This is a genomic window from Actinoplanes sp. NPDC021490 (assembly GCF_055562135.1).
The window spans coordinates 180,023-203,366 of the sequence record NZ_JBVHFW010000021.1; the positions used below are offsets into that span (position 1 = coordinate 180,023).

Consider the following 23,344-nt stretch of genomic DNA (forward strand, 5'->3'; position numbering starts at 1 on the left):
CGGCTGCTCCGGGCCCGGGACGCTCTCGACCGGGGCTACGCCGGGCCGCTTGACGTCCGGACCGTCGCGGCCGTGGCCCATATGTCGCCGGCGCATTTCAGTCGGTGTTTCCGGGCGGTGTTCGGGGAGACGCCCCATCGGTATCTGCAACGGCGGCGGATCGAGCGGGCGATGTTTCTGTTGCGGGAAACCGGGCGCAGCGTCACCGAGATCTGCTCGGAGGTGGGCTTCGGCAGCCTCGGGACGTTCAGCCGGACATTCCGGGAGATCGTCGGCGAGACGCCGTCGGAGTATCGCGGGGCGCACGGCGTCTTTCCCATGCCGCACTGCGTTCAGCGCAGCCAGATCCGGCCGCGATCGAGCAGTTTTGGAGAAGCGGGCATGGTCGCGGCCTCTCTAGCCTGACCACCATGATGACGAAGCTGAACGTCACCTCGATCTTCGTTCTCGACAAGGACGAGGCGCTCGAGTTCTATGTCGGCCTGCTCGGGCTGGAGAAGGGCAACGATGTCCAGCAGGGCTCCTACCGCTGGCTGACCGTCCGGGTCCCGGGTGGAGGCACCGAGATTTCGCTCGAGGAGCCGGGGCCGCCGCTGCACGACGAGGCGACGGCCGGGCAACTGCGTGAACTGGTCGCCAAGGGTGCGCTGAACGGGCTGGTCCTCAATACCGACGACGTCCGGGGGTTGTACGAAAGCCTCAAGGCGCGGGGCTTCACCGACTTCACCCAGGAACCGGCCGACCATTTCTACGGCACCGACATGGGGCTTCGGGATCCGTCGGGCAACGCGATCCGGATTTTGCAGCAGGGGAACGCCGCCGCCTGAATCGTGCGCGGCGGCGGCGTTCGCCGGTCAGGAACTGGCGCAGGACGGGGTCAGGGTGCCGGGGGAACCGGTGGCCTGGAAACCGAACTCGACGTAATTGCCCGCGGGGATCTGGGCGTTGTGGGTGACGTTCGTGAACTGCAGGGCCCCCGTTGTGCCGGTGCGGTTTGCGTTCCACGCATTGGTGACCGTGGCGCCGGCGGGAAGGGTCAGGCCTACGGTCCAGCCGTTGGTCGCGGTGGCGCCGGCGGTCACCCGGATGGTGGCGACGAAGCCTCCGGTCCAGGCGTTGACGGCGGCCGCGGCGGTGCAACCGGCCCCGGTGGGCGGCGGCGTGGTGGGTGGCGGCGTTGTCGGTGGCGGCGTTGTCGGTGGCGGCGTTGTCGGGGGCGGAGTCGTAGGTGGCGGAGTCGTAGGTGGCGGAGTCGTAGGTGGCGGAGTCGTGGGGTCGGCTGTTGGGGTGCCGCCGCCCAGGGTGGGAGTCGACCAGTCGACCCAGTCGGACAGGCGGCCCTGGGCCCGGGACGAGATGCGGATCGCGCCGGGATCGTTGCCGGTTCTCAGCAAGTGTTTGCGGATGTTCTGCTGCAGCGGGGTCCGCCACTCGGCCCGGTTCGCGCAGTGGGTGCCGTCCGAGACATCCGACCAGTACGAGATGTTGTCGCGCGCGCCCAGCGCCTGGTAGACCTCGGCGGCGCCCAGCGCGGCCACGCTCGCCGAGCGCGGGCCCAGGTTGGCGATGTGCGGGTTGTCCATGATGAACAGCCCACGCGGGGCGACCATCGCGGCGATCTCGTGCGTGTCGATCGGGAGGCGCTGGGGACTGCCGGTGAACGAGCCGAACGCGTCGCCGAACCACGGCTGTTCCCCGTACGCGGAAGCAAGGCTCTGAGCACCCTCGCCGGGGACGCCGCGGAGGATCGGCGCGCCGCCGGTGCCCGACTCGATCGGCATGGTGAGGGCGATCCGCTGATCGAACGCGCCGATCACGAACGCGCCCTTGCCGAACCGCGAGCAGCCGGTGACGCCGGTCGCGTCGGCCCGCAGCACGTTGCCGCCGGACTGCTCGAGCACGTCGATGATCCGGCTGACGCCCCACGACCAGGCCATCAGCAGCCCGGTCGGGCTGGTCGCGCCGTAGACGCTGTAGAACGCGCCCTGCTTGTTGTTGCGCGGCGTTCCTTCCTTGCCGACCGCGTACGGGTCGTAATTGATCACCGCTGCGCCGGCCGCCTTGATCGCGGCGGTGTCGGCGCCGAACCCGCCCAGCACCACGACGGCGGGGAACGGGCCGGTGCCGCTGGGCAGTTCGACGCGGGCCGAGAAGCTCGCGCTGCGGCCCTGATGCGAGACGTTCACGGTGATCGAACTGCTCGAGACCGTGCCGGTGACCGTCTGCGGTTTGGCGGGCTTCTCGCCGTACACGAACTTCTCGGACAGGCGTTTGATCTCCTCGCGGCGGCAGGTCCACTCGGAGCGGGTGGTGATGCGGGTGCCGTCGAGCTTCTTGAACGGGTCGGGAAGTTTGGCGTTGGTGGGCAGCGCGCCGGCGTCGGGGAGGGTGGGGACGGCGCAGCCGGCGCCCTCGTCCTCGACGCCGGGGGCCGCCCGGGCGGGGATGGCGGCAGTCATGACCGCGGCGCCGATCGTCAGTGCCGCGGCGAGGGTGGCGACCGCCGTGGGGATGCGGGGACGGGTGGTCACGGGGCTTCTCCTTCCGGCCGACTGTGCTTGGGAGCGCTCCCGAACCGCAGTCTGCGACCGTCAATCGAAAGCTGTCAATACTTATCGGAAACTTCCGGAGCCTGCCGACGACGGAAGCGTCGACGACAGCCGTTCGGCCTGCGACTTCTGGCGTCCGAAACTCTCGGCTCTCCGGCAGCGGATTTCCATCAACCTCATTTGATGTACTGTGCCGGCATGGAGCCCGAGGTGTTTCGAGCCGCGGGTCATCCGCTGCGGTGGCGGCTGTTGACCGCCCTGGGCGAGGGTGACCTGCGAGTTCAGGAGTTGACGGCCCGGGTGCGGCAGCCGCAGAACCTGGTCTCGTACCACCTGGGGCAGCTCCGCAAGTCGTCCCTTGTGGAGTCCCGGCGCAGCGCGGCCGACGGACGCGACTCGTACTACCGGCTCGATCTCGCACGGTGCGGGGAACTGCTGGCCGAGGCCGGTGGGTCACTGCATCCGGGATTACGGTGGGTGTCACCGACGCCGCCACCCCTACCCGGCGTGCGAGTGCTGTTTCTCTGTACGGGCAACAGCTCTCGCTCCCAGATGGCCGAGGCGCTCGCCCGGCGGGCCGGGATCGAGGCGGACAGCGCGGGAAGCCATCCCAAGGCGATCCACCCCGGGGCCGTCGAAGTGATGGCCGCTCGCGGGCTTGACCTGTCCGGCGCCCGGTCCAAGCATCTCGACGAGTTCGCCGGCCGGAGCTTCGATCGCGTCATCACGCTGTGCGACAAGGTGCGTGAGGTCTGCCCCGACTATCCGGGCGCGCTGCACTGGAGCATCCCCGACCCCTCCCGCGAGCCGTCACTGTTCGGAGCGGTCGCCGACGAACTCGACGAGCGCATCGGATTCCTGCTCCACACGCTGCGTTCATGACCGACGCCGGGCTGGCCACCGTGCTGCGCGAGTGGGGCCGGATCGGGCTGATCGGGTTCGGGGGGCCGCCCGCTCACATCGCGTTGCTGCGCAAACTCTGCGTCGACGACCGGAAGTGGCTGGACGCACAGGAGTTCGAGGACGCCATCGCCGCGTGCAACCTGCTGCCCGGTCCCGCGTCGACCCAGTTGGCGATCTTCACTGCCTGGCGCGTACGGGGAAGGCCCGGCGCCGTGGTGGGCGGGCTCGCCTTCATCCTGCCCGGCCTGATCGCGATCCTGGTCCTGGCCATGCTGTTCCTGGGAAATCCGCCGCTCTGGGTCAAGGCCGCCGGGGCGGGCGCGGGAGCCGCCGTGGCCGCGGTGGCCGTGCAGGCCGGTTGGAGCCTCGTCCCGCCCGGCTGGCGGCGTGCGCCCAACCGGCGCCGCTGGGCCGCCTACCTGCTGCTCGGCGCGGTGGGAGCGGCCACGATCGGGCCCTGGCTGGTGCTGCTGCTGATCGCCTGCGGCGTGGTCGAGGCCCTGTTCCAGCGGGTGCCCGTAACCCGGCCGCCGTTGAGCGCGATTCCGCTGATCGCCTCGGCCGGTCTGGCCGGCAGCGTCGCCTGGGTGGCCCTCAAGGTGGGCGCCCTCTCGTACGGGGGCGGCTTCGTCATCATTCCCCTGATGCGCGCGGACGCCGTCGACAACTACCACTGGATGACGGACGCCCAGTTCCTCAACGCGGTGGCCCTGGGCCAGATCACGCCGGGCCCGGTGGTGCACACGGTCGCGGTCGTCGGGTACGCCGCGGCCGGTCTCGCCGGCGGCCTGCTCGCGGCGGCGGTGGCTTTCGCTCCGTCGTTCACCTTCATCCTGCTGGGCGCTCACCGGTTCGACCGCCTGCGCTCCAGCCGGCAGGTCCGGGCGTTCCTGGACGGCGCCGCGCCGGCCGCGATGGGCGCCATCCTGGGTTCGGCGGTCCCGCTGGCCCTGGCGTTGACCGAGCTGTGGCAATACGCCGTGCTGGCCGGCGCCCTCGTCCTGATGCTCGTCCTGCGCCGCGGTCCGGTCCTGACCTTGCTGACCGCCGCCGCGGTGGGCGTGGCTGTGGTCCTGCTGGGCGGCCCGCTGCCCGGCTGAGCCCGGCCCGCCAGGGCCGGGTGAGCCCGCCCGCCCAGCCCGCCAGGGCCTCGTGAGCCCGCCCGCCGACGCGCCCACCCAGCCCGCCGACTGCGCCGAGTTGACTTCTACAACCGAATAAAAGAAGGTAAGCCTCAGTGTAGTTAGGGTTGGCTTACCTGGGGAGTTCGATGACGGCCATCTACCTGATCGGGCTTCGAGAGGGACTGGAGATCACGCTGGTGGTCTCCATCCTGGTCGCGTTTCTGGTCAAGTCCGATCGAAAGCCCCTGCTCAAGTGGGTCTGGGCCGGCGTCGCCGTCGCCGCCGTGCTCTCCGTCGGGTTCGCCGCGCTGCTGCAGTTCGGGGTGGCCCGGCTCTCCTTCACGCATCAGGAGCTGTTCGAGGCGATCGCCTCGATCGTCGCCGTCACCTTCGTGACCTGGATGATCTTCTGGATGCGGCGGATGGCCCGGCAGATGGGCTCCGAGCTGCGCGGCCGCCTGGAGTACGCGATTCAGGTCGGCCCCCTGGCCATCGTCGGGGTCGCCTTTCTCGCCGTCGTGCGGGAGGGGCTCGAGACCTCGATCCTCTTCTACGCCGCCGCCCAGGGCGCCTCGGACAGCGCCCGGCCGCTCATCGGCATCACGCTCGGCCTGCTCACCGCGGTCGTGCTCGGGTGGCTTCTCTACCTCAGTGCCCTGCGGATCAACCTGACCAAGTTCTTCACCTGGACCGGCGCGCTGCTCGTTCTCGTCGCGGCCGGGATCCTCAAATACGGGGTGCACGACCTCCAGGAGGCCGGCGCGCTCCCCGGGCTCAACACCACGGCGTTCGACATCAGCGCCGGCTGGCCACCGGGGGCCTGGTATGCCGAACTGCTGCGCGGCATGGTCAATTTCACGCCCGCGCCGACGGCCCTCGAGACGATCGCCTGGCTGGCGTACGGCATCCCGGTTCTCGTGATCTTCCTCTGGCCCCAGCGGCCGACCCAACCCGCCCGTACGCACGAGCCTGCACTGAGCAAATAGGAGAACCATGCGCACCCCTCGTCTGCTCGCCCTCGTCGCGGCCGCCGCGTCGACCGTTCCCCTCGCCGCCTGCGGTGGCGACCAGGATTCGGCCGCCGGCGCCAGCGACAAGATCACCGTGGACGCGTCGGACACCGAGTGCAAGGTGGCCACGTCCGAGTCGGATGCCGGCACCGTGCAGTTCACGATCGCCAACAAGGGCGCCAAGGTCACCGAGTTCTACGTCTACGCCCCGGGCGACCGGGTCATGGGCGAGGTCGAGAACATCGCGCCCGGCCTGTCGCGCGAGCTGATCGTCGAGCTGGCCGCGGGCACGTACGAGACCGCCTGCAAGCCGGGCATGATCGGCAAGGGCATCCGGAACGGGTTCAAGGTCAGCGGTTCGGCGGCGGCCCTCACCGAGGACGCGAAGCTGGGCCAGGCCGCGACCGACTACCAGCGGTACGTGAAGAGCCAGACCGGCGCGCTGATCGACAAGACGACCGAGTTCGTGAACGCGGTCAAGGCCGGTGACGCCGAGAAGGCCAAGGCGCTGTTCCCGGTCGCGCGCACCTACTGGGAGCGGATCGAGCCGGTCGCGGAGATCTTCGGCGACCTCGACCCCAAGATCGACGGCCGCGAGGGCGACCAGGAGCCGGGCCAGGAGTTCACCGGCTTCCACAAGATCGAGAAGGACCTGTGGGTCACCAAGGACATCAGCAAGTCGGGCCCGATGGCCGACCAGCTGCTGACCAACGTGCAGAAGATCGTCGACGAGGCCAACAAGGCCACCCTCTCGCCGGTGCAGCTGGCCAACGGGGCCAAGGAGCTGCTCGACGAGGTCGCCACCGGCAAGATCACCGGTGAGGAGGACCGCTACTCGCACACCGACCTGTGGGACTTCGCGGCCAACGTCGAGGGGTCGCAGGCCGCGATCGCGGCGCTGCGCCCGGCCCTCGAGGAGAAGGACGCCGCGCTGGTCAAGACGCTCGACGAGCGGTTCGCCTCGACCGAGGCCGCGCTCGAGAAGCACCGCAGCGGGGACGGCTGGAAGCTGCACAACGAGCTCAGCCAGGCCGACCTGAAGGCGCTCAGCGACGAGATCAACGCGCTGGCCGAGCCGATCAGCAAGGTCGCCGGGCTGGTCGCCGGCAAGTAATGGCCACGGTGGCCGGGCCCGATCGGGGGCCCGGCTTCCGGCGTACGCGGGAAGGGGTCGGAAAATGCGGCGGCGCAAAGTGATCGGGCTGGCCGGTGCGAGCGTGCTGGGGGTGACGACCGCCGGGGCGGTGGCGTTGCAGACGGCCGGCGGGCATGAGGCGACGCCCGTGGCCGCGACGACCGATGCCATCAAGTTCTACGGCGAACGGCAGGCGGGGATCGTCACGCCCGCGCAGGACCGGCTGCATTTCGTCGCCTTCGACGTGATCACCAAGGATCGGGCCGCGCTGGTCGACATGCTGGAATCGTGGACCGCGGCGGCGGCCCGGATGACCGCGGGGCTGGACGCGGGCACGATCGGCGCGGTCGGCGGCATCCCGGAGGCGCCGCCCGACGACACCGGCGAGGCGCTGGGACTGCCGCCCTCGGGCCTCACCCTGACCATCGGTTTCGGTCCGAGCCTGTTCACGAAGTTCGGCCTGCGCAACAAGAAGCCGGCCGCGCTGGCCGACCTGCCCAAGTTTCCCGGTGACACGATCGACCCGGCCATCTCGGGTGGCGACATCTGCATTCAGGCGTGCGCTCACGATCCTCAGGTGGCGGTCCATGCCGTACGCAACCTCGCGCGGATCGGCATGGGCGTGGTGAGCGTGCGCTGGTCGCAGCTCGGCTTCGGGCGTACGTCGTCCACCTCGACCTCGCAGGCGACACCGCGCAACCTGTTCGGCTTCAAGGACGGCACCGCCAACCTGAAGGCCGAGGAGCCCGCGCTGCTCGACGAGCATCTGTGGGTGCGCGAGGGCGACGGACCGGACTGGATGACCGGCGGTTCATACCTGGTCACCCGCAAGATCCGCATGATCGTGGAGACGTGGGACCGCACCTCGCTGCTCGAGCAGGAGACGATCGTCGGCCGCAACAAGGGCGAAGGCGCGCCGCTGAGCGGGGGGCGCGAGTTCGACGAGCCGGACTTCACCGCGGTCGACGACGAGGGCGAGCCGCTGATCGCCAAGGAGTCACACGTACGGCTGGCTCATCCGACGGTGAACAACGGCGCGCGGCTGCTGCGGCGGGGCTACAACTTCGTCGACGGCTCGGACGGTCTGGGCCGGCTCAACGCGGGGCTGTTCTTCATCGCGTACCAGCGGGATCCGCGGAAGCAGTTCGTGCCGATCCAGACGAACCTGGCCCGGCACGACGTGATGAACGAGTACCTCCGGCACGTCTCGAGCGGCCTGTTCGCGTGCCCGCCGGGGTTGCGCGCGGCGGACGACTTCTGGGGCCGGTCGCTGTTCGCGTAGGCGGCTCACCGATCGCACAGGATTCGTCGATATGGTTTTTCGGTGATCACACCGACGGGAGGCGGCCGTCGCCGGCCCGGGCAGTTGGAGACCGAGATCATGACGGTCCTCGACGAGGCGGTGCGGCCGATGACCCCGGGCGAGGTCCGCGATCTTCTCGAACCGGACGGATCGCTCTCTTACAGCACGGTTGTGACGACTCTCACGCGTCTGTTCGAGAAGGGCGCGGTGGTCCGTCATCGGGACGGAAGGGCCTTCAGGTACGGAGCTCTGAGCGCACCGGCAGGCTTGGTAGCGGACCGGATGAGCCGTCTGATGTCGGTAGAACCCGACCGTGCGACGGTATTACGGCGATTTGTCGCCAACCTCAGCGCGGACGACGAGCAACTGCTGCGTGAACTTCTCTCCGAAGATCCCTCGGCCGACTGAAAGCGGGCGGGTGACCTCGTTCCTGAGGGCATGCTGAAAGCGGGATGCTGCCGGTAACGCATCAGTGGCAGCATGGACGTTTCCGCGCGCGCGACGACTGCGCGCCGCCCGTGACCGGGCAAAAAAGCTGGGGGAGTTCTCTCGTGACCGATCAAGCCGCCGCGCCTCCGGGCAAGCTCGACGCCGCGGTCCTCAAGATCGCCGGGGTGGTGGTCCTCGGCGCGATCATGTCGATCCTCGACATCACCGTCGTCAGCGTCGCCCTTCCGACGTTCCAGAACGAGTTCAACGCGACGTACGCACAGGTCGCGTGGACCATGACCGGATACACCCTGGCGCTGGCCACGGTGATCCCGCTGAGCGGATGGGCCGCCGACCGGTTCGGCACCAAGCGCCTCTACATGATGGCCCTGCTGCTCTTCACGCTCGGCTCGGTGCTCTGCGCCACCGCCGGATCGATCGAGCAGCTCGTCGCTTACCGGGTGCTCCAGGGCCTCGGCGGCGGCATGCTCATGCCGATCGGCATGACGATCATGACCCGCGCGGCCGGTCCCGAGCGGATCGGCCGGCTGATGGCCGTGCTGGGCGTCCCGATGCTGCTCGGCCCGATCGGCGGCCCGATCCTGGGCGGCTGGCTGATCGAGGCCGCGAGCTGGCACTGGGTGTTCCTGATCAACCTGCCGATCGGTGCGATCGCCCTGGTCTACGCGCACTTCGCGCTGCCCAAGGACGAGCCGCACCCGTCGGAGTCGTTCGACTTCGTCGGCATGCTGATGCTCTCGCCCGGCCTCGCCCTTTTCCTGTACGGCGTCTCGTCGCTGCCCGAGGAGGGCACGATCACGGCGACCAAGGTGTGGGTGACCATGCTGGTCGGCGCGCTGCTGGTGATCGGCTTCGTGCTCTACTCGTTCAAGCCCAAGCACCCGCTGCTCGACCTGCGTCTGCTGAAGAACCGCAACCTGACCGTCGCGTCGCTCTCGCTGTTCGTTTTCGTGATCGCGTTCATGGGCGCCGGCCTGCTCTTCCCGAGCTACTTCCTGCAGGTGCGGGGCGAGTCGACGCTGGACGCCGGTCTGCTGATGGCGCCGCAGGGCATCGGCGCGGTGCTGACCATGCCGATCGCGGGCATGCTGGCCGACAAGATCCCGGTGGGTCGCACGGTGCCGTTCGCGATGGCGCTGATCGCCGTCGGGTTCTTCGGGTTCACCCAGGTCGGCACGGACACGTCGTACCTGTTCCTGTGCGGTTCGCTGTTCGTCATGGGCCTCGGCATGGGCGGCACGATGATGCCGATCATGACCTCGGCGCTGCGCACGCTGCAGCCGGTCGAGGTGGCCCGCGGCTCCACGCTGGTCAACATCCTGCAGCAAATCGGTGGCTCGATCGGCACCGCGATCATGTCGGTGATCCTGACCAGCCAGCTCAACGGCTCGGCCACCATCCCGGGCGTGACCAACCCGCAGACCGGCGAGCCGCTGACCGAGGCCGGCGCGGCGATCGGGGTGCAGCAGGGCGCGCAGATCCCGCTGCCGCCCGATGTTCTTCAGCGCGGTCTGCAGTACGCGGCCGACTCGTTCTCGACCACGTTCTGGGTGGGTTTCGCGCTGGTGCTGGCGACGTTCATCCCGATCGCGTTCCTGCCGCGCAAGCGCAGGGCGACCCCGTCGGGCGCACCGGGTGAGCCGGCCGTCGACACGCCCATCCTGATGCACTGAGAATTATTCATATCTGCTTTTCGCGCCCCGTCTCCCACTGGGAGGCGGGGCGCTGTTACAAAGGCGGACAACGGGTGCCGCCAAAACGATCGATAAGGGTCTGTACACCGGGCATTCACCGGCCACAATGCTCAACCGTTACCCGAACGAGAATCGATCGTCATTCGGCATCCTTAACCTCCGGCGAATCACCTTCATCGGAGGACAATCTTCCATGCATCAATATTTACGCCGCGGCCCGTCCGCGGCGGCGCTGCGAGCGATCGGCGCCGCCACGCTCGCGACCGTGATCGGCGTCAGCCTGGCCGGACCGGCCGTGGCCGCCGAGCCGGGCGACCCGTTCCTCAGTGAGATCCACTACGACAACGCCGGCGCCGACAGCGGTGAGGCGATCGAGGTGCAGGCCCCGGCCGGCACCGACCTGACCGGCTGGCAGATCGTCCTCTACAACGGCAGCGGCGGCGCGCCGTACCAGACGGCCACGCTCAGCGGGGCCGTCCCGGCGGCCGGCGTGGTCGTCCAGACCTACCCGGCCAACGGCCTTCAGAACGGCGCCCCCGACGGCGTGGCGCTGGTCAAGCCGGACGGCTCGGTCGCCGAGTTCCTCAGCTACGAGGGCGTGCTGACCGCCGTCGGTGGCCCGGCCAACGGCCGCACCAGCACCGACATCGGCGTCTCGGAGATCGACTCGACGCCGGTCGGGCACTCGCTGCAGAAGATCGACGGCACGTGGCAGGCCCCGGCGGCTGCCAGCTTCGGCAAGCTCAACGCAAAGGCGCCCGAGGAGCCCGAGGAGCCTCCGGCCGACTGCGACACCGCCGTCACCCACACGATCGCCCAGGTGCAGGGCACCGGCGCGGCGACCCCCGTGGCCGGCGCCAAGGTCACCGTCGAGGGTGTCGTCACGGCCGACCACCGTACGGGCGGCTACAACGGCGTCTATGTGCAGACCGCGGGCACCGGTGGGGACCGCCCGGTCGCGGCCGGCACCGCCTCGGACGCCGTCTTCGTCTACTTCGGCGCCAGCGCCGCCAACGCGCCCGCGGTGAAGATCGGCGACCAGGTGCGGGTCACCGGCACGGTCGCCGAGTTCAACGGCCTCACCCAGATCACGACCGCGGCCAAGGGTGACACCGCGGTGTGCGCGAGCGGCGTGGCCCGGCCCGCCCCGGTTGCGCTGAGCCTGCCGCTGGACGACGCGGCCCGCGAGTCGGCCGAGTCGATGCTGGTCGCGCCGGTGGGGGCGTACACGGTCTCGGATATCTACAACGCCAACCGGTACGGCGAGATCATCCTGGCCGCCGGCAACGAGGTCGCCCGGATCCCGACCGACCTGGCCCGCCCCGGCTCGGCCGAGGCCCTGGCGATCAAGGCCGAAAACAGGGCCCGCCGCGTGCTGGTCGACGACGGCCGGACGACCAACCTGGCCGATGCCGGCCTCGCCCCGGCCTATCTGACCAAGGACGACCCGGTCCGGGTCGGCGACGCCGTGGAGAAGTTCGGCCCGAGCGTGCTGAGCTTCGGCTTCAGCGAGTGGCGCCTGCAGCCGGCCGACCCGGCCTCGCTCGAGACCACCTTCAAGAACACCAACCCGCGTACGCCGGCCCCGGCCGACGTCGGCGGTGACATCCGCGTGGCCAGCTTCAACGTCCTCAACTACTTCGTCCACTTCGGTGGCGAGGCGCGGGGCGCCACGGACGCGGCCGCGCTGGCCAGGCAACAGGCGAAGATCGTCTCGGCGATCAGCGCGCTGGACGCCGACGTCGTCGCGCTCATGGAGATCGAGAACTCGGTCCGCTTCGAGCCGGACGACCCCCAGGTGGCGCTGAAGACCCTGGTCGCGGCGCTGAACGCCAAGGACGGCGCGGGCACGTGGGACTACGTGCGCTCCCCGGCCGACCTGCCGGGCGCCGAGCAGCAGGACTTCATCACCACGGCGATCATCTTCAAGCCGGCCGCGGTCACGCCGAAGGGCGTCGCGCGTTCGGTGAACGACGAGTCGGTGTGGTCGAACGCCCGCGAGCCGATCGCGCAGACCTTCACCGCCGGGTCGGCCACGTTCACCGTGGTCGCCAACCACCTCAAGTCCAAGAGCGCGTCGACCCCGCCGGCCGGGGACAACGTCGACACCGGGGACGGGCAGGGCGCGTACAACGGGGACCGCAAGCGGCAGGCCGCCGCGCTGGCCGCGTTCGTGAAGTCGCTCGGCACCTCCGACGTGCTCCTGCTGGGCGACTTCAACGCGTACAGCCAGGAGGACCCGATTCAGGTGCTCGCCGACGCGGGCTTCCGGAACATTGCGGGCGCCGACGAGAAGTCGTACGTCTTCGGCGGCGAGTCCGGCTCGCTCGATCACGCGCTGGCCTCGGCCTCGCTGGCCCAGCGGGTCACCGGAGTGGACGTCTGGAACATCAACTCGGTCGAGTCGTTCGCGTACGAGTACGACGGCTACGCGCCGTTCTTCGACGCCGGCCCGTACCGCGCCAGCGACCACGACCCGGTAGTGGTGGGTCTCAAGACCGGCGCGAGCGGCCCGGTCGACCTGCAGCTGCTCAGCATCAACGACTTCCACGGCCGCCTCGAGCAGCCCACGGCCGGCAACGGAGGCGCCGCCCAGCTGGTCGGCATGGTCAACGAGCTGCGTAAGGCCAACCCCAACACGGCGTGGATCTCGGGCGGCGACAACATCGGCGCGTCCACCTTCATCTCGGCGATCGACGACGACAACCCGACGATCGACGCGCTGAACGCGGGCAAGCTGGCCGTCTCGGCGGTCGGCAACCACGAGTTCGACAAGGGCCTGGCCGACCTGCAGGGCCGCGTCTCCGCACGCGCCGACTTCCCCTATCTGGCCGCCAACGCCTACAAGAACGGCGAGCGAGTGCTGCCCGGCTACAGCGTGCAGACGCTGGGCGGGGTCAAGGTCGGCTACATCGGCGTCGTCACCGAGCAGACCGCGTCGCTGGTCAGCCCGGACGGCATCGCGGGCGTTGAGTTCCGTGACCCGGTGGCCGAAGCCAACACCCTCGCGGCGCAGCTCTCCGACGGCAACGAGGCCAACGGCGAGGCCGACGTGCTGGTACTGCTGGCCCACGAGGGCGCGGCGACCGAGAACATCGGCTCGGCGGCGGCACTGCAGGCCGACCCGGTCTTCGGCGACTTCACCCGGGTGAGCGCCGAGATCGACGCCATCTTCAGCGGGCACACCCATCAGCCGTACGCCTTCCAGGTTCCCGTCCCCGGCACCGACCGGACCCGCCCGGTCATCCAGGCCGAGGACTACGGTCTGCGGCTGGGCAAGGCGGTCCTGACGGTCGACCCGGCCACCAAGACGGTCACCAAGTCGACCGCCGAGCTGCTCAACGTGACCGGCTTCCCGGCCGACGCCGCGGTCGCCGACATCGTGGCCAAGGCCAAGGTCACCGCGGACGAACTGGGCAAGCGGCCGCTCGGCAAAATCACGGCAGACATCAAGCGGGCCTACAGCGCCGCCGGCGCCGAGGACCGCGGAGCCGAGTCGGTGCTGGGCAACTTCATCGCCGACGTGCAGCTCGACCAGACCAGCGCGGCCGGTCGCGGCGGCGCCCAGATCGCCTTCATGAACCCGGGTGGTCTGCGAGCCGACCTGCTCTACGGCGCCGACGGCACGGTCACGTACGCCAACGCGTTCTCGGTGCAGCCGTTCGCCAACGACGTGGTCACCCAGACCCTGACCGGCGCGCAGATCAAGCAGGTGCTCGAGGAGCAGTGGCAGCCGGAGGGCGCGTCCCGTCCGGTGCTGCACCTCGGCTCGTCCAAGGGCCTGACCTACTCGTACGACGTCAGCCAGGCGCGGGGCTCGCGCATCATCGCGTCGACCCTCAAGCTGAACGGCGTCGTCCTCGACCCGGCCGGCACCTACCGGGTCACGTCGAACTCGTTCCTGGCCGCGGGCGGCGACAACTTCACCACCCTCGGGCAGGGCACCAACCGCGTCACCACCGGCGACAACGACCTGACCATGCTGGTCAACTACTTCGCCGCCAACACCCCGATCACCGCCGACCCCGCGCCGCGCAGCACGCCCGGCACGGCCACCCCGGCCGACACCACGCCGCCGACGGGCTCGTTCAGGCTGGGCGCGACCGCGCTCTGGCCGGGCCAGCCGGTGACGCTGACCCAGATCGCCCTGGCCGACGACGTCAGCGCGGCCGCAAAGATCAAGCGGGTGGTCAACTGGGGCGACGGTTCGGCGCCGTCGGACAGCCTGACCCACACGTACGCCAAGGCCGGCACCTACACCGTGTCCGTCCAGCTCACCGACGAGGCCGGCAACTCCGCGGCCGCCACGTTCGAGGGCGCGGCGACCGTGCAGGTCACGGCCCAGCCGACCGGCAAGTACCTGCTGGCCCCGCAGTCCATCTGGGCCTCGCAGTTCACGGTGCTCGCGGTGAGCAAGGTGGACGGCGCCTCCAAGCTGGTCATCAACTGGGGCGACGGCGCGACCGCGAGCATGTCGGCCAACGGCAGCCTGATCTCGCACACCTACACCAGAGCCGGCACGTACGCGGTGACGGTCACGCCGCACAACGCGGCTGGTGCGGGCACGCCGGTGAAGGTCGGCTCGGTCAAGGTCACGGCCGACACGTACGCCCCGGTCGTGCGCTTCGCGGAGCCGCGCAACCCGTCGTCGGCCTCCTCGTGGCGGTCGCTGTCAGGCCTGGCCACCGACACGGGCCGGGGCGTCGCTACGGTCTCGGCCACGCTGATCCAGGAGCGTGCCGGCCACTGGCACTACTTCGACGGCGCCAAGTGGGTGCGGGCGGCCTCGCAGTCCGAGGCCGCGGCCAAGGCCAAGGTCCTGACCGACACCCCGCTGCCGATCCTCGGCGTGTGGAGCATCGGCCTCAAGGGCGTCGAGAAGGGCACCCTGAAGGTCTCCTACTGGGCAACCGACCGGGCCGGCAACTCCGCGGCCAAGCAGTCCTACACGGCAAAGATCACCAGGTAACGCACTAGAAAGCCCCTGTCTCCCGCTCGGGGGACGGGGGCTTTCGCAGAAAAGATCATGACTACGGCGACATCATCGAGATGGTCGGTTATGCTGTTGGTGTTATATTGGAACAGTGTTGATCGATTGGTCGAGCGCGTTTGATGGGTGGCTGACCGAGCTTGAGCGCCGAGCCGCCGAAGGACACGGCCGGGCATCAGAACAACTGGACCTTGTCAACGCGATGTTGGAGTACCTGCAGGACCTCAAAGACCCGCCGACGGACGAGACGCCGACCCCTGAAACGCGTCCGGCAATCCCGCGGCTATCAGGTCTGGCGGGTCTCGCACCCCTTCCGAGATGGCATCGCGATCCGTCTCATCGTCTGGTTCCCGCCGGACGCGCCGCCGGTGATCGTATTGTTCGGCAACGACAAAGCTCAGATGGGCGATGTGTTCTACAACAGCGTCGGCAGCCGCGCCGACCAGATAATCGCGGCCTATCTCAGCCTGACCGATGGAGGCGACGATGACTGACCAGCCTGCCGAGCAGCCCATCACTTTTGTCGGCACCGACGCCGCCCAGGAACGCATCGCCCGCCTACGGTCACGGCCCGGCGCCGCCGAGCGCATCGACAGCATCCACGCCGAGATGGCCGAAACCGACCGCATCTACGCCGAGAACCTCGCGGCAGTACGCAAGGCAGCAGATCTCACGCAAGTCGAGCTGGCCAAAGCCATGGGCGTGGCTCAGTCGGAGATCAGCCGCATCGAAAGTCGCCCCGACATGCTGCTGTCAACACTCGCCAGCTATCTGGCTGCCGCCGGCGACCGTCCCCGCGTAGTCGTAACCATCGCCGGACACGACATCGAAGTGGACCTCACGCCGCTGATAAGGCACTGAGCGCCCTCCAACTGCGCAAACTGTGCGACGGTCGGCAAAGACCACTTTCGACGTTTTCGGCCGCTCTATCCTTCTGAGCTACCAGGCCCCAGCAGCGCGGACGGGATTCGAACCCGCACGTGTCCCGGGTGAAAGCCGGGCGACTCTACCTTTCGTCCACCGCGCCAAGACAACAAACCAACGTAGGCCGTACGGGATTCGAACCCGTGATCTCCTGATCGAGAGTCAGGCGAGTTGACCGCTACTCCAACAGCCCTCGAAAACCGAAAAAGCCGCCCTTCCCGTACGGGGAGAGGCGGCGCAACCACACAAATAGCGGCTACCCGCGTCTGCCCCCGAAAGACCGTTCAGTGTTCGTCATGGAAACCAAATTAGGGCCGTTCCACGACCGCCGCAACGCCTTTTCAACCCGCATACTGCCTGCGTGCACGAGGAAACCAGCTCGGAACGGCTCGTCTTCTTCACCGACGCGGTCGCGGCCATCGCGTTGACGCTCCTCGTCCTGCCCATGCTCGACGTCATCACCGATCTGTCCGAGGACCATCCTGGCCTGGACGTCCTGCTACGCGAGCATCGCCTGGAGTTCGGCGCTTTCCTGCTCAGCTTCAGCGTCATCTTCCGGATCTGGTGGGCCCACCATCGGATCTTCCAGCACGTGTCTCTGGTCCGGCCGCGCCTGGTGTTCCTGAGTGCGTTGTGGACGTTCGCCATCGTCTTCCTGCCGATTCCGACGGCCCTCATTACGGCGTATCACCCGTCGCCGGGCACCGTGGGCCTTTACGGCGGAACGTTGGCCCTGGCCAGCGGTTCCCTCACACTGCTTTCGGCGTACGCCCGCCGGCATCCCGAGCTGAGCAAGGGCCGCACCCCGGTCCCGGCCGAGCAGGTGCTGGGCAACCTGACGACCTTCGGCACCCAACTGGTCGCCACCCTGATCGGCGCGATGTTCGCCGACTCGATCAACTTCTGGGCGTTCCTTCTGATGTTCCTGACCCCGCTGCTCGAACGCGCCTTCAGGGCCGCCGGCGTCCTCGGCGCCCGCTCGCCTCGAGGATCAGCAGCCGAATCAACCGGACCGGCAGAACGACCATCCAGGTGAGCAACTGGCAGTAGCCACGCCAGAGCGCGTCACCCAGCCCGGGGATCAGCCTGCGCAGGATCAGCATGAGGACGGTCGGAACGAGCAGCACCGAGGCGACACTCAGGATCAGCCCGACCAGGGCATCGCTCAGGGCCTGCACGTCAGCCTCCGAAGACGAGCTTGTCGCCGTCGACGCGGTCGCCCTGATACTTGTCGCCGGCCACCAGGTCGCCCTCGATGTGTTCGACGTGGATCGCGTATTCCATGGCCGGGTTGTCGATCGCCTCGGCCACCCGCCGGGTCAGGTCGTGGATCAGGCTGCGGTCCTCGCTGACCAGCGCCGCGCGGGCGGTTCCGGCGGTGGCGACGCTCAGCACGTACAGCGCGGGCCGGGTCAGGAGCCGCACCGCGCCGGCGGTCTGCATGACGAACGCACCCAGCAGCACGACCGCGAACACCCCCGTCAGCCAGTTCGGCACGGCGGTGCCGGCGCAGCTCAGGCACACCAAGGCCAGCGCGCCCAGCCCCAGCAGGGCCGCCGCCCTCCGGGCGTACGCGAGAAGGATCTTGGATCGGTTCGGCGTGATCTCAATGGGCCGCACCCGGGTGACCATCTGGAGGGGGTACGCCTCCATGTCGACCCACAGCATCCGGCGGCTGATCCGGAATTCCACATCCCTGTGTCTCGCCCTCATGCCTGGTTCTGACGGACACGTCCGTCAGAACCAGGCATGGGCGACTTCGTGCTGGGCGACAAGTACGGCGGTGACCGCGTGCACGGCAACAAGTTCGTGCAGCAGGGCCGGCCGGAACCGCCGCCGCGCCGGGTGATCCTGATGTTGAGCGCCAACCCGGTCGACACCCAGCGGCTGCGGCTGGACGAGGAGCACCGGGCGGTCGATCGCGCCGTGGCCGACGCGCAGGCGAGCGACCGTCTCGACGTGCGCATCGCCGACGCGGTACGCCTGGAGGATCTGCCTTACGCCCTGCTGCGTCACCGGCCGGCGGTCGTTCATTTCAGCGGCCACGGCGATCCCGTACGCGGTATCCAGGTCATCGATCAGCGCGGTCTGGCCCGGCCCGTCCCGCCGGACGCGCTGCGCGAACTGTTCCGGATTCTGGCCGACGGTCTCGACTGTGTGGTGCTGAACGCCTGCTGGACCGATTCGCAGGCCCAAGCCATCGCCGAGCACGTGCCCTGCGTGGTCGGCATGCGTCGCGGGGTGCTCGACCAGGCGGCTGTCCGGTTCGCGTCCGGGTTCTATCAGGGGCTCGCGCACGGCCGCTCGATCGGAACGTCGTTCGGCCTGGCCCGTAACGGCCTCAACCTGCACGGCATCCCGGACAGCGACGTCCCGCGCCTGATCGCCCGGCCGGGCGCCGACAGCCGTCCGGTGACGGGGTAGCCGACCTTCTACCGGCCCGGGGTGAGCACCACCCGGTAGTGCGCGTCGCCGGCCAGCATGCGGTCGTACGCCGCCTGCACGTCGCTCAGGGGCATCGTCTCCGTACGGGGTCGGATGCCCGTCAGCGCCGCGAAGTGCAGGGTCTCCTCGACGTCGCGCGCCGTGCCGGACGGGTGGCCGTGCACGGTCCGCGAGGTCGAGATGATCTGGTACGGGCTCACCTCGATCGGCGCCGGGTCCGCCCCGACCACGATCAGCTGGCCGTTCGGAGCGAGCCCGTCGAGGGCCGCGGTCATCGCGGCCGAGTTGCCCACCGTGGCCAGCACCACTTGGGCCCCGCCCAGTTCCTGCAGCCGCTTGGCTACATCGTCGGCCGCACTGTCGATGTAGTGGTGTGCGCCGAGTTTGCGGGCGTCGGCCTCGCGGGCCTCGCCGCGGGCGATCGCCACGGTCTCGAAGCCCAGCTTGGCCGCGAACTGCACGCCCAGGTGGCCGAGCCCGCCGAGGCCGAGCACGGCGACCAGCCGGCCGGGACGGGCCGCGCTCTGCCGCAGCCCGTTGAACGTGGCGACACCGGCACAGCCCATCGGCGCGGCCTCGACCGCGGTGATGGCGTCGGGGATGCGGGCCAGGGCGGTGGCCGGCACGACCAGCGCGTCGGCGTAGCCGCCGGGGTAGGCCCAGCCCGGCACCTGGAGGCGTACACAGTGGATGAAGTCGCCCGAACGGCAGGGAACACAGACGCCGCAGTTGCCGCCGAACCAGCCGACGGCCACCCGGTCGCCGGGCTGCCATTCGGCGACGTCCTCGCCCACGGCGTCCACCCGCCCGGCGATCTCATGACCGGTGACCAGTGGGAACGACACGGGGAAGGCCGCGTTGACGAAAGCCGCGTCGGTGCGGCACACCCCGCAGGCCTCGACGGTGACGCGCACCTGGCCCCGGCCGGGCTCGGGCCGCGGCGACTCGACGATGCGGAACGGGGCGCCCGGCTCGGCGACCTGGGCGGAACGGAACGTGCTCATGGGGAACCTCTCTTTCGGTTTCCTCCATGAGACGCTCCGGAAAGGGCTCGTGGGCGGCCCGAACAGGCCAGGCGCACCCTAGGAACAGCAGAACCAGGTTGGGCCTTCTTCCGGCGCCCGGGCACGTCGATACTGGAGCACGTGACCCACAATGCGGATCTCAGGGAGTTCCTCCGCTCGCGCCGCGCGCGGCTGCGCCCCGAGGAGTTCGGCCTGGGTGACACGGCCGGCGCCCGTCGTGTGCCCGGGCTGCGGCGCGAGGAGCTGGCCGCGCTGGCCGGCGTGAGTGTCGATTACTACGTACGCCTCGAGCAGGGCCGCAACCTCAACCCGTCGGAGGCGGTGCTCGACGCGATCGCCCGCGCGCTGCGCCTCGACGACACCGAGCGGGCCCACCTGTCCGACCTCGCCCGGCCCCGGGAGGCGCGCCGCCGCCCGCCGCGCCGCCCGCAGCGGGTGTCCCCGGCGACTTACCAGTTGCTCGAGACCCTCGACGAGGCCGACTCGCCCGCCTTCATCGTCGGCCGCCGCATGGACATCCTCGCGATCAACCACACCGCCCGGGCGCTGATCTGCGACTTCAACGCGTTACCGGCCCGAGAGCGCAACTACGCGCGGTTCATCTTCCTCGACGACAACGCCCGCGACCTGCATCCGGACTGGGCCGTCATCGCCGCCGAGACGGTGGCCACGTTGCGTGTCGACGCCGGCCGTCACCCCGGCGACCCGGATCTCTCGGCGCTGGTCGGCGAGCTGTCGGTGCGCAGCGAGGACTTTCGTCGCTGGTGGGCCGACCACCAGGTGCTGGCCCGCACGAGCGGCACCAAGCGCTTCCACCACCCGATCGTCGGCGAGCTCACCATCACCTATCAGGCGCTGGCCATGCCGGGCGACGCCGAGCAGACGATGTTCGTCTACACCGCCCCGGCCGGCTCGCCCGACCGCAACGCCCTGCGGCTGCTTCAGCCGGGCACGGAGACCTTGTCCAGGGTGTCCAGCGCGTCCTGATCGAGGGTGAGCGAGCCCGCGGCGAGGTTTTCGCGCAGGTGGGCGACCGAGGACGTGCCCGGGATGAGCAGGATGTTGGGCGCGCGGTGCAGCAGCCAGGCCAGCGCCACCGCCTTTCCGGTCGTGCCGAGCCGGGCCGCCACCTCGTCGAGCGCGCCCGACTGCAGCGGGGTGAAGCCACCGAGCGGCCAGAACGGAACGTATGAGATGCCCTGCTCGCCCAGCCATGCGATCAGCTTCTCGTCACCACGGTGAGCGATGTTGTAGTAGTTCTGCACTGTGACCACCGGGGCGATCGCCTGGGCCTCGGCGACCTGGTCGGCGTCGACGACGCTCAGGCCTAGGTGCTTGATCAGGCCTTCGCGGCGCAGGTCGGCCAGCACGCCGAACTTGTCGGCGATCGAACCCGGCACCGCCGAGTGACCGTCCGAGCCGCCACCGACCCGCAGGTTCACCACGTCGAGCGCGTCGACGCCGAGGTTGCGCAGGTTGTCGTGCACCTGGGCGCGTAGTTGCTCCGGTTCGCGCGCCATCACCCAGGCGCCCTTGTCGTCCCGCACCGCGCCCACCTTGGTGACGATCAAAAGCTGTTCCCCGTACGGGTGAAGCGCCTCGCGGATGAGCTGGTTCGTGATGTGCGGGCCATAGAAGTCGGCCGTGTCGATATGGTCGACGCCGGATTCGACCGCCGTCCGCAGCACGGCGATCGCCTCGTCGCGGTCCTTGGGCGGGCCGAACACGCCGGGTCCCGCGAGTTGCATGGCGCCGTATCCCATTCGCTCGACGGTGATGCCGCCGGTCATCGTGAAGGTTGTCATGACCTCAGGTTTCGCTGTCTCCGCGGCGCCAACCAGCACTCCACCGATCCTGGGAGTGACAGGGACACCTTCCTTTCCCGTACGCCGGATTACCGTGAATCGCATGAGCGAGTCCAACCCGATCGGCGAGTTCCTCCGCGCCCGCCGTGCGCTCGTTCGCCCCGACGAGGTGGGTTTGCGGACCCACGGCGTACGCCGGGTGGCCGGTCTCCGCCGCGAGGAGGTGGCCCTGCTCGCGGGCATCAGCAGCGACTACTACCTGCGTCTCGAGCAGGGACGCGACCGCAATCCGTCGGTGCCGGTGCTGGAGAGCCTGGCCCGCGTTCTGCAGCTCGACGAGGAATCCACCGACCACCTGATCGGGCTGGCCGCTCCCAAGCCGCGCCGGCCCCGGCGCCCCCGCCGCGAGGTCGTGCCCTCCGGCGTACGGGAACTGCTCGAGGTTCTGGGTCTTCCCGCTTTCGTCGAGGGCCGCTATTTCGATGTGCTCGCGGCCAATTCGCTGGCCGAGGCCCTGTCGCCGTGTCTCCGGGCGGGTCGCAACCGTCTGCGTGACGTGTTTCTCGACCCGGCCGAACGCGCCCTCTATCCGGATTGGGAAAAGGCGACGGTGCGGATGGTCGCCGGTTTCCGGGAATCGGTGGGGAACGACACCGACGACCCGGGGTTCGTGCAATTGGTCGGCGAGTTGTCGCTGGCCAGCGAGCAGTTCCGGCAGTTGTGGGCGCGGCACGACGTGCACACCCGCGAGGGTGCGCCCACGCGCATCGACCATCCGCAGGTCGGCGAGCTGACGGTCAACCGCGAGAAGCTCACCGTCGGCGGCGCGAAGGATCAGATGCTGGTCATCTATCACGCGAAGCCGGGCACGCCCAGTGGCGACAAACTCACCCTGCTCGGGCATCTTTCGCAGGCCACGGGTATTGCACCGGTCGTATCGGATGAGATTTCGAAGGGACGACCATGAGCACTCTGGGCAGCAGCGGCATCGAGGTGTTCCCGCTGAACCTCGGCGGCAACGTGTTCGGCTGGACCAGCGACGAGGCCACGTCGCATCGGGTTCTGGACGCGTTCGTCGAGGCCGGCGGCAACTTCGTGGACACCGCGGACGGCTATTCGGCCTGGGTGCCCGGCAACTCCGGCGGCGAATCCGAGAAGATCATCGGCTCGTGGCTCGCCGCCCGCGGCAACCGTGATCGCGTCGTCGTCGCCACCAAGGTCAGCCAGCATCCGCAGTTCAGGGGTCTGTCCGGCGCCAACGTCGCGGCCGCGGCGGACGCGTCGCTGGCCCGGCTCGGCACCGACTACATCGACCTCTATTACGCGCACTACGACGACACCAACACCCCGCTCGAGGAGACCGCCGGCGCGTTCGACGCCCTGGTCAAGGCGGGCAAGGTGCGTGCGATCGGCGTCTCCAACTACAGCGCCGAGCGCATCCGCGAGTGGTTCGAGGTGGCCCGGCGCAACGGGTACGCGCTGCCCGTGGCCGTGCAGCCGCATTACAACCTGGTCGCGCGGACGGCGTACGAGCGTGACATCGCCCCCGTCGCCGAGGCCGAGGGCCTGGCCGTGCTGCCGTACTACGCGCTGGCCAGCGGCTTCCTGACCGGCAAATACCGCACCGAGGCCGACCTGGCGAGCGGTCCCCGCGGCGGCGGCGCCAAGCAGTACCTGAACGAGGACGGCCTGGCCGTGATCAAGGTGCTCACCGACATCGCCGGGACCCGCGAGGTCGAGCCGGCCACGGTCGCGCTCGCCTGGTTGCGTACGCGAAAGAATGTCGCCGCCCCGATCGCCAGCGCCCGCTCGACCGAGCAGCTCCCCGCGCTGATCGCCTCGGCCACCCTCGACCTCTCGGCCGACGAGGTCGCCGCGCTCGACGACGTCTCCGCCCGCGTCACCGCGTAGGGATCATTACTCTGCGCGCTCGCATGATCCGCGAGTTGTAGTCGCCCCCGTTAGAGTCATCGACGGGGGTGACTTG

The 23,344-nt window shown here is 69.4% G+C and carries 21 protein-coding genes and 2 tRNA genes; 17 read left to right on the forward strand and 6 right to left on the reverse strand.

The window, feature by feature from the left end:
* The first annotated feature begins 81 nt into the window (after window positions 1-81).
* Complete coding sequence (locus tag ACZ3I4_RS40580; RefSeq protein ID WP_465387490.1) at window positions 82-405, forward strand: helix-turn-helix transcriptional regulator; 324 nt, start codon at window positions 82-84, stop codon at window positions 403-405.
* A 5-nt stretch (window positions 406-410) separates the two neighbouring features.
* A complete protein-coding gene (locus ACZ3I4_RS40585) occupies window positions 411-827 on the forward strand; it encodes a VOC family protein (RefSeq protein ID WP_465387431.1) in 417 nt (138 codons plus the stop codon).
* 27 nt (window positions 828-854) lie between these two features.
* Here ACZ3I4_RS40585 and ACZ3I4_RS40590 read toward each other — a convergent pair whose 3' ends face one another.
* Window positions 855-2,459 carry a glucuronyl esterase domain-containing protein gene (locus tag ACZ3I4_RS40590; protein ID WP_465387491.1) on the reverse strand — a complete coding sequence of 535 codons (1,605 nt, stop codon included), beginning with the start codon at window positions 2,457-2,459 and terminating at the stop codon, window positions 855-857.
* A 288-nt stretch (window positions 2,460-2,747) separates the two neighbouring features.
* Here ACZ3I4_RS40590 and ACZ3I4_RS40595 point away from each other — a divergent pair, with 288 nt between their 5' ends.
* From ACZ3I4_RS40595 to ACZ3I4_RS40640, 10 genes are all read left to right on the forward strand, one after another.
* Window positions 2,748-3,431, forward strand: coding sequence for a metalloregulator ArsR/SmtB family transcription factor (locus ACZ3I4_RS40595; protein ID WP_465387432.1), 684 nt, complete (start codon window positions 2,748-2,750; stop codon window positions 3,429-3,431).
* Window positions 3,428-4,552, forward strand: a complete 1,125-nt coding sequence (gene chrA, locus ACZ3I4_RS40600; protein ID WP_465387433.1) for a chromate efflux transporter — start codon at window positions 3,428-3,430, stop codon at window positions 4,550-4,552. The genes ACZ3I4_RS40595 and chrA overlap by 4 nt, the downstream gene beginning before the upstream one ends.
* A 170-nt stretch (window positions 4,553-4,722) precedes the next feature.
* Window positions 4,723-5,562: an iron uptake transporter permease EfeU gene (gene efeU / locus ACZ3I4_RS40605; RefSeq protein WP_465387434.1), complete on the forward strand. Its 840-nt coding sequence runs from the start codon at window positions 4,723-4,725 to the stop codon at window positions 5,560-5,562.
* Between the two features lie 7 nt (window positions 5,563-5,569).
* Window positions 5,570-6,700, forward strand: coding sequence for an iron uptake system protein EfeO (gene efeO, locus ACZ3I4_RS40610; protein WP_465387435.1), 1,131 nt, complete (start codon window positions 5,570-5,572; stop codon window positions 6,698-6,700).
* Between the two features lie 64 nt (window positions 6,701-6,764).
* Window positions 6,765-8,003, forward strand: coding sequence for an iron uptake transporter deferrochelatase/peroxidase subunit (gene efeB, locus ACZ3I4_RS40615; protein WP_465387436.1), 1,239 nt, complete (start codon window positions 6,765-6,767; stop codon window positions 8,001-8,003).
* Window positions 8,004-8,045: 42 nt separating this feature from the next.
* Window positions 8,046-8,432, forward strand: a complete 387-nt coding sequence (locus ACZ3I4_RS40620; RefSeq protein ID WP_465387437.1) for a BlaI/MecI/CopY family transcriptional regulator — start codon at window positions 8,046-8,048, stop codon at window positions 8,430-8,432.
* A gap of 143 nt (window positions 8,433-8,575) precedes the next feature.
* Entirely contained in the window at window positions 8,576-10,147 is a 1,572-nt protein-coding gene (locus tag ACZ3I4_RS40625) for a DHA2 family efflux MFS transporter permease subunit (protein ID WP_465387438.1), read from the forward strand.
* Window positions 10,148-10,361: 214 nt separating this feature from the next.
* Window positions 10,362-15,137, forward strand: coding sequence for an ExeM/NucH family extracellular endonuclease (locus tag ACZ3I4_RS40630; RefSeq protein WP_465387439.1), 4,776 nt, complete (start codon window positions 10,362-10,364; stop codon window positions 15,135-15,137).
* Window positions 15,138-15,298: 161 nt separating this feature from the next.
* Window positions 15,299-15,652, forward strand: coding sequence for a hypothetical protein (locus tag ACZ3I4_RS40635; protein WP_465387440.1), 354 nt, complete (start codon window positions 15,299-15,301; stop codon window positions 15,650-15,652).
* Window positions 15,645-16,019, forward strand: a complete 375-nt coding sequence (locus ACZ3I4_RS40640) for a helix-turn-helix domain-containing protein (RefSeq protein ID WP_465387441.1) — start codon at window positions 15,645-15,647, stop codon at window positions 16,017-16,019. Before ACZ3I4_RS40635 ends, ACZ3I4_RS40640 begins: the two co-directional genes overlap by 8 nt.
* 92 nt (window positions 16,020-16,111) lie before the next feature.
* Here the strand turns inward: ACZ3I4_RS40640 and ACZ3I4_RS40645 are convergent.
* Together ACZ3I4_RS40645 and ACZ3I4_RS40650 are read right to left on the reverse strand one after the other, a co-directional pair.
* Window positions 16,112-16,185, reverse strand: a tRNA-Glu gene (locus ACZ3I4_RS40645).
* Between the two features lie 17 nt (window positions 16,186-16,202).
* Window positions 16,203-16,275, reverse strand: a tRNA-Glu gene (locus ACZ3I4_RS40650).
* A 168-nt stretch (window positions 16,276-16,443) separates the two neighbouring features.
* Here ACZ3I4_RS40650 and ACZ3I4_RS40655 point away from each other — a divergent pair.
* Window positions 16,444-17,118 carry a TMEM175 family protein gene (locus tag ACZ3I4_RS40655; protein ID WP_465387442.1) on the forward strand — a complete coding sequence of 225 codons (675 nt, stop codon included), beginning with the start codon at window positions 16,444-16,446 and terminating at the stop codon, window positions 17,116-17,118.
* A 143-nt stretch (window positions 17,119-17,261) separates the two neighbouring features.
* On the opposite strand, the gene ACZ3I4_RS40660 is transcribed toward ACZ3I4_RS40655, so the two are convergent.
* Window positions 17,262-17,795, reverse strand: coding sequence for a DUF6232 family protein (locus ACZ3I4_RS40660; RefSeq protein WP_465387443.1), 534 nt, complete (start codon window positions 17,793-17,795; stop codon window positions 17,262-17,264).
* Window positions 17,796-17,831: 36 nt separating this feature from the next.
* Between ACZ3I4_RS40660 and ACZ3I4_RS40665 the strand changes: the two genes are divergently transcribed.
* Window positions 17,832-18,506 carry a CHAT domain-containing protein gene (locus tag ACZ3I4_RS40665; protein ID WP_465387444.1) on the forward strand — a complete coding sequence of 225 codons (675 nt, stop codon included), beginning with the start codon at window positions 17,832-17,834 and terminating at the stop codon, window positions 18,504-18,506.
* An 8-nt stretch (window positions 18,507-18,514) separates the two neighbouring features.
* Here ACZ3I4_RS40665 and ACZ3I4_RS40670 read toward each other — a convergent pair whose 3' ends face one another.
* Window positions 18,515-19,531, reverse strand: a complete 1,017-nt coding sequence (locus ACZ3I4_RS40670; protein ID WP_465387445.1) for an alcohol dehydrogenase catalytic domain-containing protein — start codon at window positions 19,529-19,531, stop codon at window positions 18,515-18,517.
* Between the two features lie 141 nt (window positions 19,532-19,672).
* On the opposite strand from ACZ3I4_RS40670, the gene ACZ3I4_RS40675 reads away from it, so the two are divergent.
* Window positions 19,673-20,539, forward strand: a complete 867-nt coding sequence (locus tag ACZ3I4_RS40675) for a helix-turn-helix transcriptional regulator (protein ID WP_465387446.1) — start codon at window positions 19,673-19,675, stop codon at window positions 20,537-20,539.
* Here ACZ3I4_RS40675 and ACZ3I4_RS40680 read toward each other — a convergent pair.
* Window positions 20,494-21,357, reverse strand: a complete 864-nt coding sequence (locus ACZ3I4_RS40680) for an oxidoreductase (RefSeq protein WP_465387447.1) — start codon at window positions 21,355-21,357, stop codon at window positions 20,494-20,496. The genes ACZ3I4_RS40675 and ACZ3I4_RS40680 overlap by 46 nt on opposite strands.
* 103 nt (window positions 21,358-21,460) lie before the next feature.
* On the opposite strand from ACZ3I4_RS40680, the gene ACZ3I4_RS40685 reads away from it, so the two are divergent.
* Together ACZ3I4_RS40685 and ACZ3I4_RS40690 are read left to right on the forward strand one after the other, a co-directional pair.
* Complete coding sequence (locus ACZ3I4_RS40685) at window positions 21,461-22,324, forward strand: helix-turn-helix transcriptional regulator (protein WP_465387448.1); 864 nt, start codon at window positions 21,461-21,463, stop codon at window positions 22,322-22,324.
* Window positions 22,321-23,268: an aldo/keto reductase gene (locus ACZ3I4_RS40690; protein ID WP_465387449.1), complete on the forward strand. Its 948-nt coding sequence runs from the start codon at window positions 22,321-22,323 to the stop codon at window positions 23,266-23,268. The genes ACZ3I4_RS40685 and ACZ3I4_RS40690 overlap by 4 nt, the downstream gene beginning before the upstream one ends.
* The last annotated feature ends 76 nt before the right edge of the window (window positions 23,269-23,344 follow it).

Bases quoted from the DNA above. Each gene is read 5' to 3' on its own strand.
- ACZ3I4_RS40640 (WP_465387441.1), top strand. From the start codon at position 15,645: ATGACTGACCAGCCTGCCGAGCAGCCCATCACTTTTGTCGGCACCGAC.
- ACZ3I4_RS40680 (WP_465387447.1), bottom strand. From the start codon at position 21,357: ATGACAACCTTCACGATGACCGGCGGCATCACCGTCGAGCGAATGGGA.
- ACZ3I4_RS40690 (WP_465387449.1), top strand. From the start codon at position 22,321: ATGAGCACTCTGGGCAGCAGCGGCATCGAGGTGTTCCCGCTGAACCTC.
- chrA (WP_465387433.1), top strand. From the start codon at position 3,428: ATGACCGACGCCGGGCTGGCCACCGTGCTGCGCGAGTGGGGCCGGATC.
- ACZ3I4_RS40685 (WP_465387448.1), top strand. From the start codon at position 21,461: ATGAGCGAGTCCAACCCGATCGGCGAGTTCCTCCGCGCCCGCCGTGCG.
- ACZ3I4_RS40590 (WP_465387491.1), bottom strand. From the start codon at position 2,459: ATGACTGCCGCCATCCCCGCCCGGGCGGCCCCCGGCGTCGAGGACGAG.
- ACZ3I4_RS40670 (WP_465387445.1), bottom strand. From the start codon at position 19,531: ATGAGCACGTTCCGTTCCGCCCAGGTCGCCGAGCCGGGCGCCCCGTTC.
- ACZ3I4_RS40585 (WP_465387431.1), top strand. From the start codon at position 411: ATGATGACGAAGCTGAACGTCACCTCGATCTTCGTTCTCGACAAGGAC.
- efeU (WP_465387434.1), top strand. From the start codon at position 4,723: ATGACGGCCATCTACCTGATCGGGCTTCGAGAGGGACTGGAGATCACG.
- efeO (WP_465387435.1), top strand. From the start codon at position 5,570: ATGCGCACCCCTCGTCTGCTCGCCCTCGTCGCGGCCGCCGCGTCGACC.
- ACZ3I4_RS40580 (WP_465387490.1), top strand. From the start codon at position 82: ATGTCGCCGGCGCATTTCAGTCGGTGTTTCCGGGCGGTGTTCGGGGAG.
- ACZ3I4_RS40660 (WP_465387443.1), bottom strand. From the start codon at position 17,795: ATGAGGGCGAGACACAGGGATGTGGAATTCCGGATCAGCCGCCGGATG.
- ACZ3I4_RS40595 (WP_465387432.1), top strand. From the start codon at position 2,748: ATGGAGCCCGAGGTGTTTCGAGCCGCGGGTCATCCGCTGCGGTGGCGG.
- ACZ3I4_RS40630 (WP_465387439.1), top strand. From the start codon at position 10,362: ATGCATCAATATTTACGCCGCGGCCCGTCCGCGGCGGCGCTGCGAGCG.
- ACZ3I4_RS40665 (WP_465387444.1), top strand. From the start codon at position 17,832: ATGGGCGACTTCGTGCTGGGCGACAAGTACGGCGGTGACCGCGTGCAC.
- efeB (WP_465387436.1), top strand. From the start codon at position 6,765: ATGCGGCGGCGCAAAGTGATCGGGCTGGCCGGTGCGAGCGTGCTGGGG.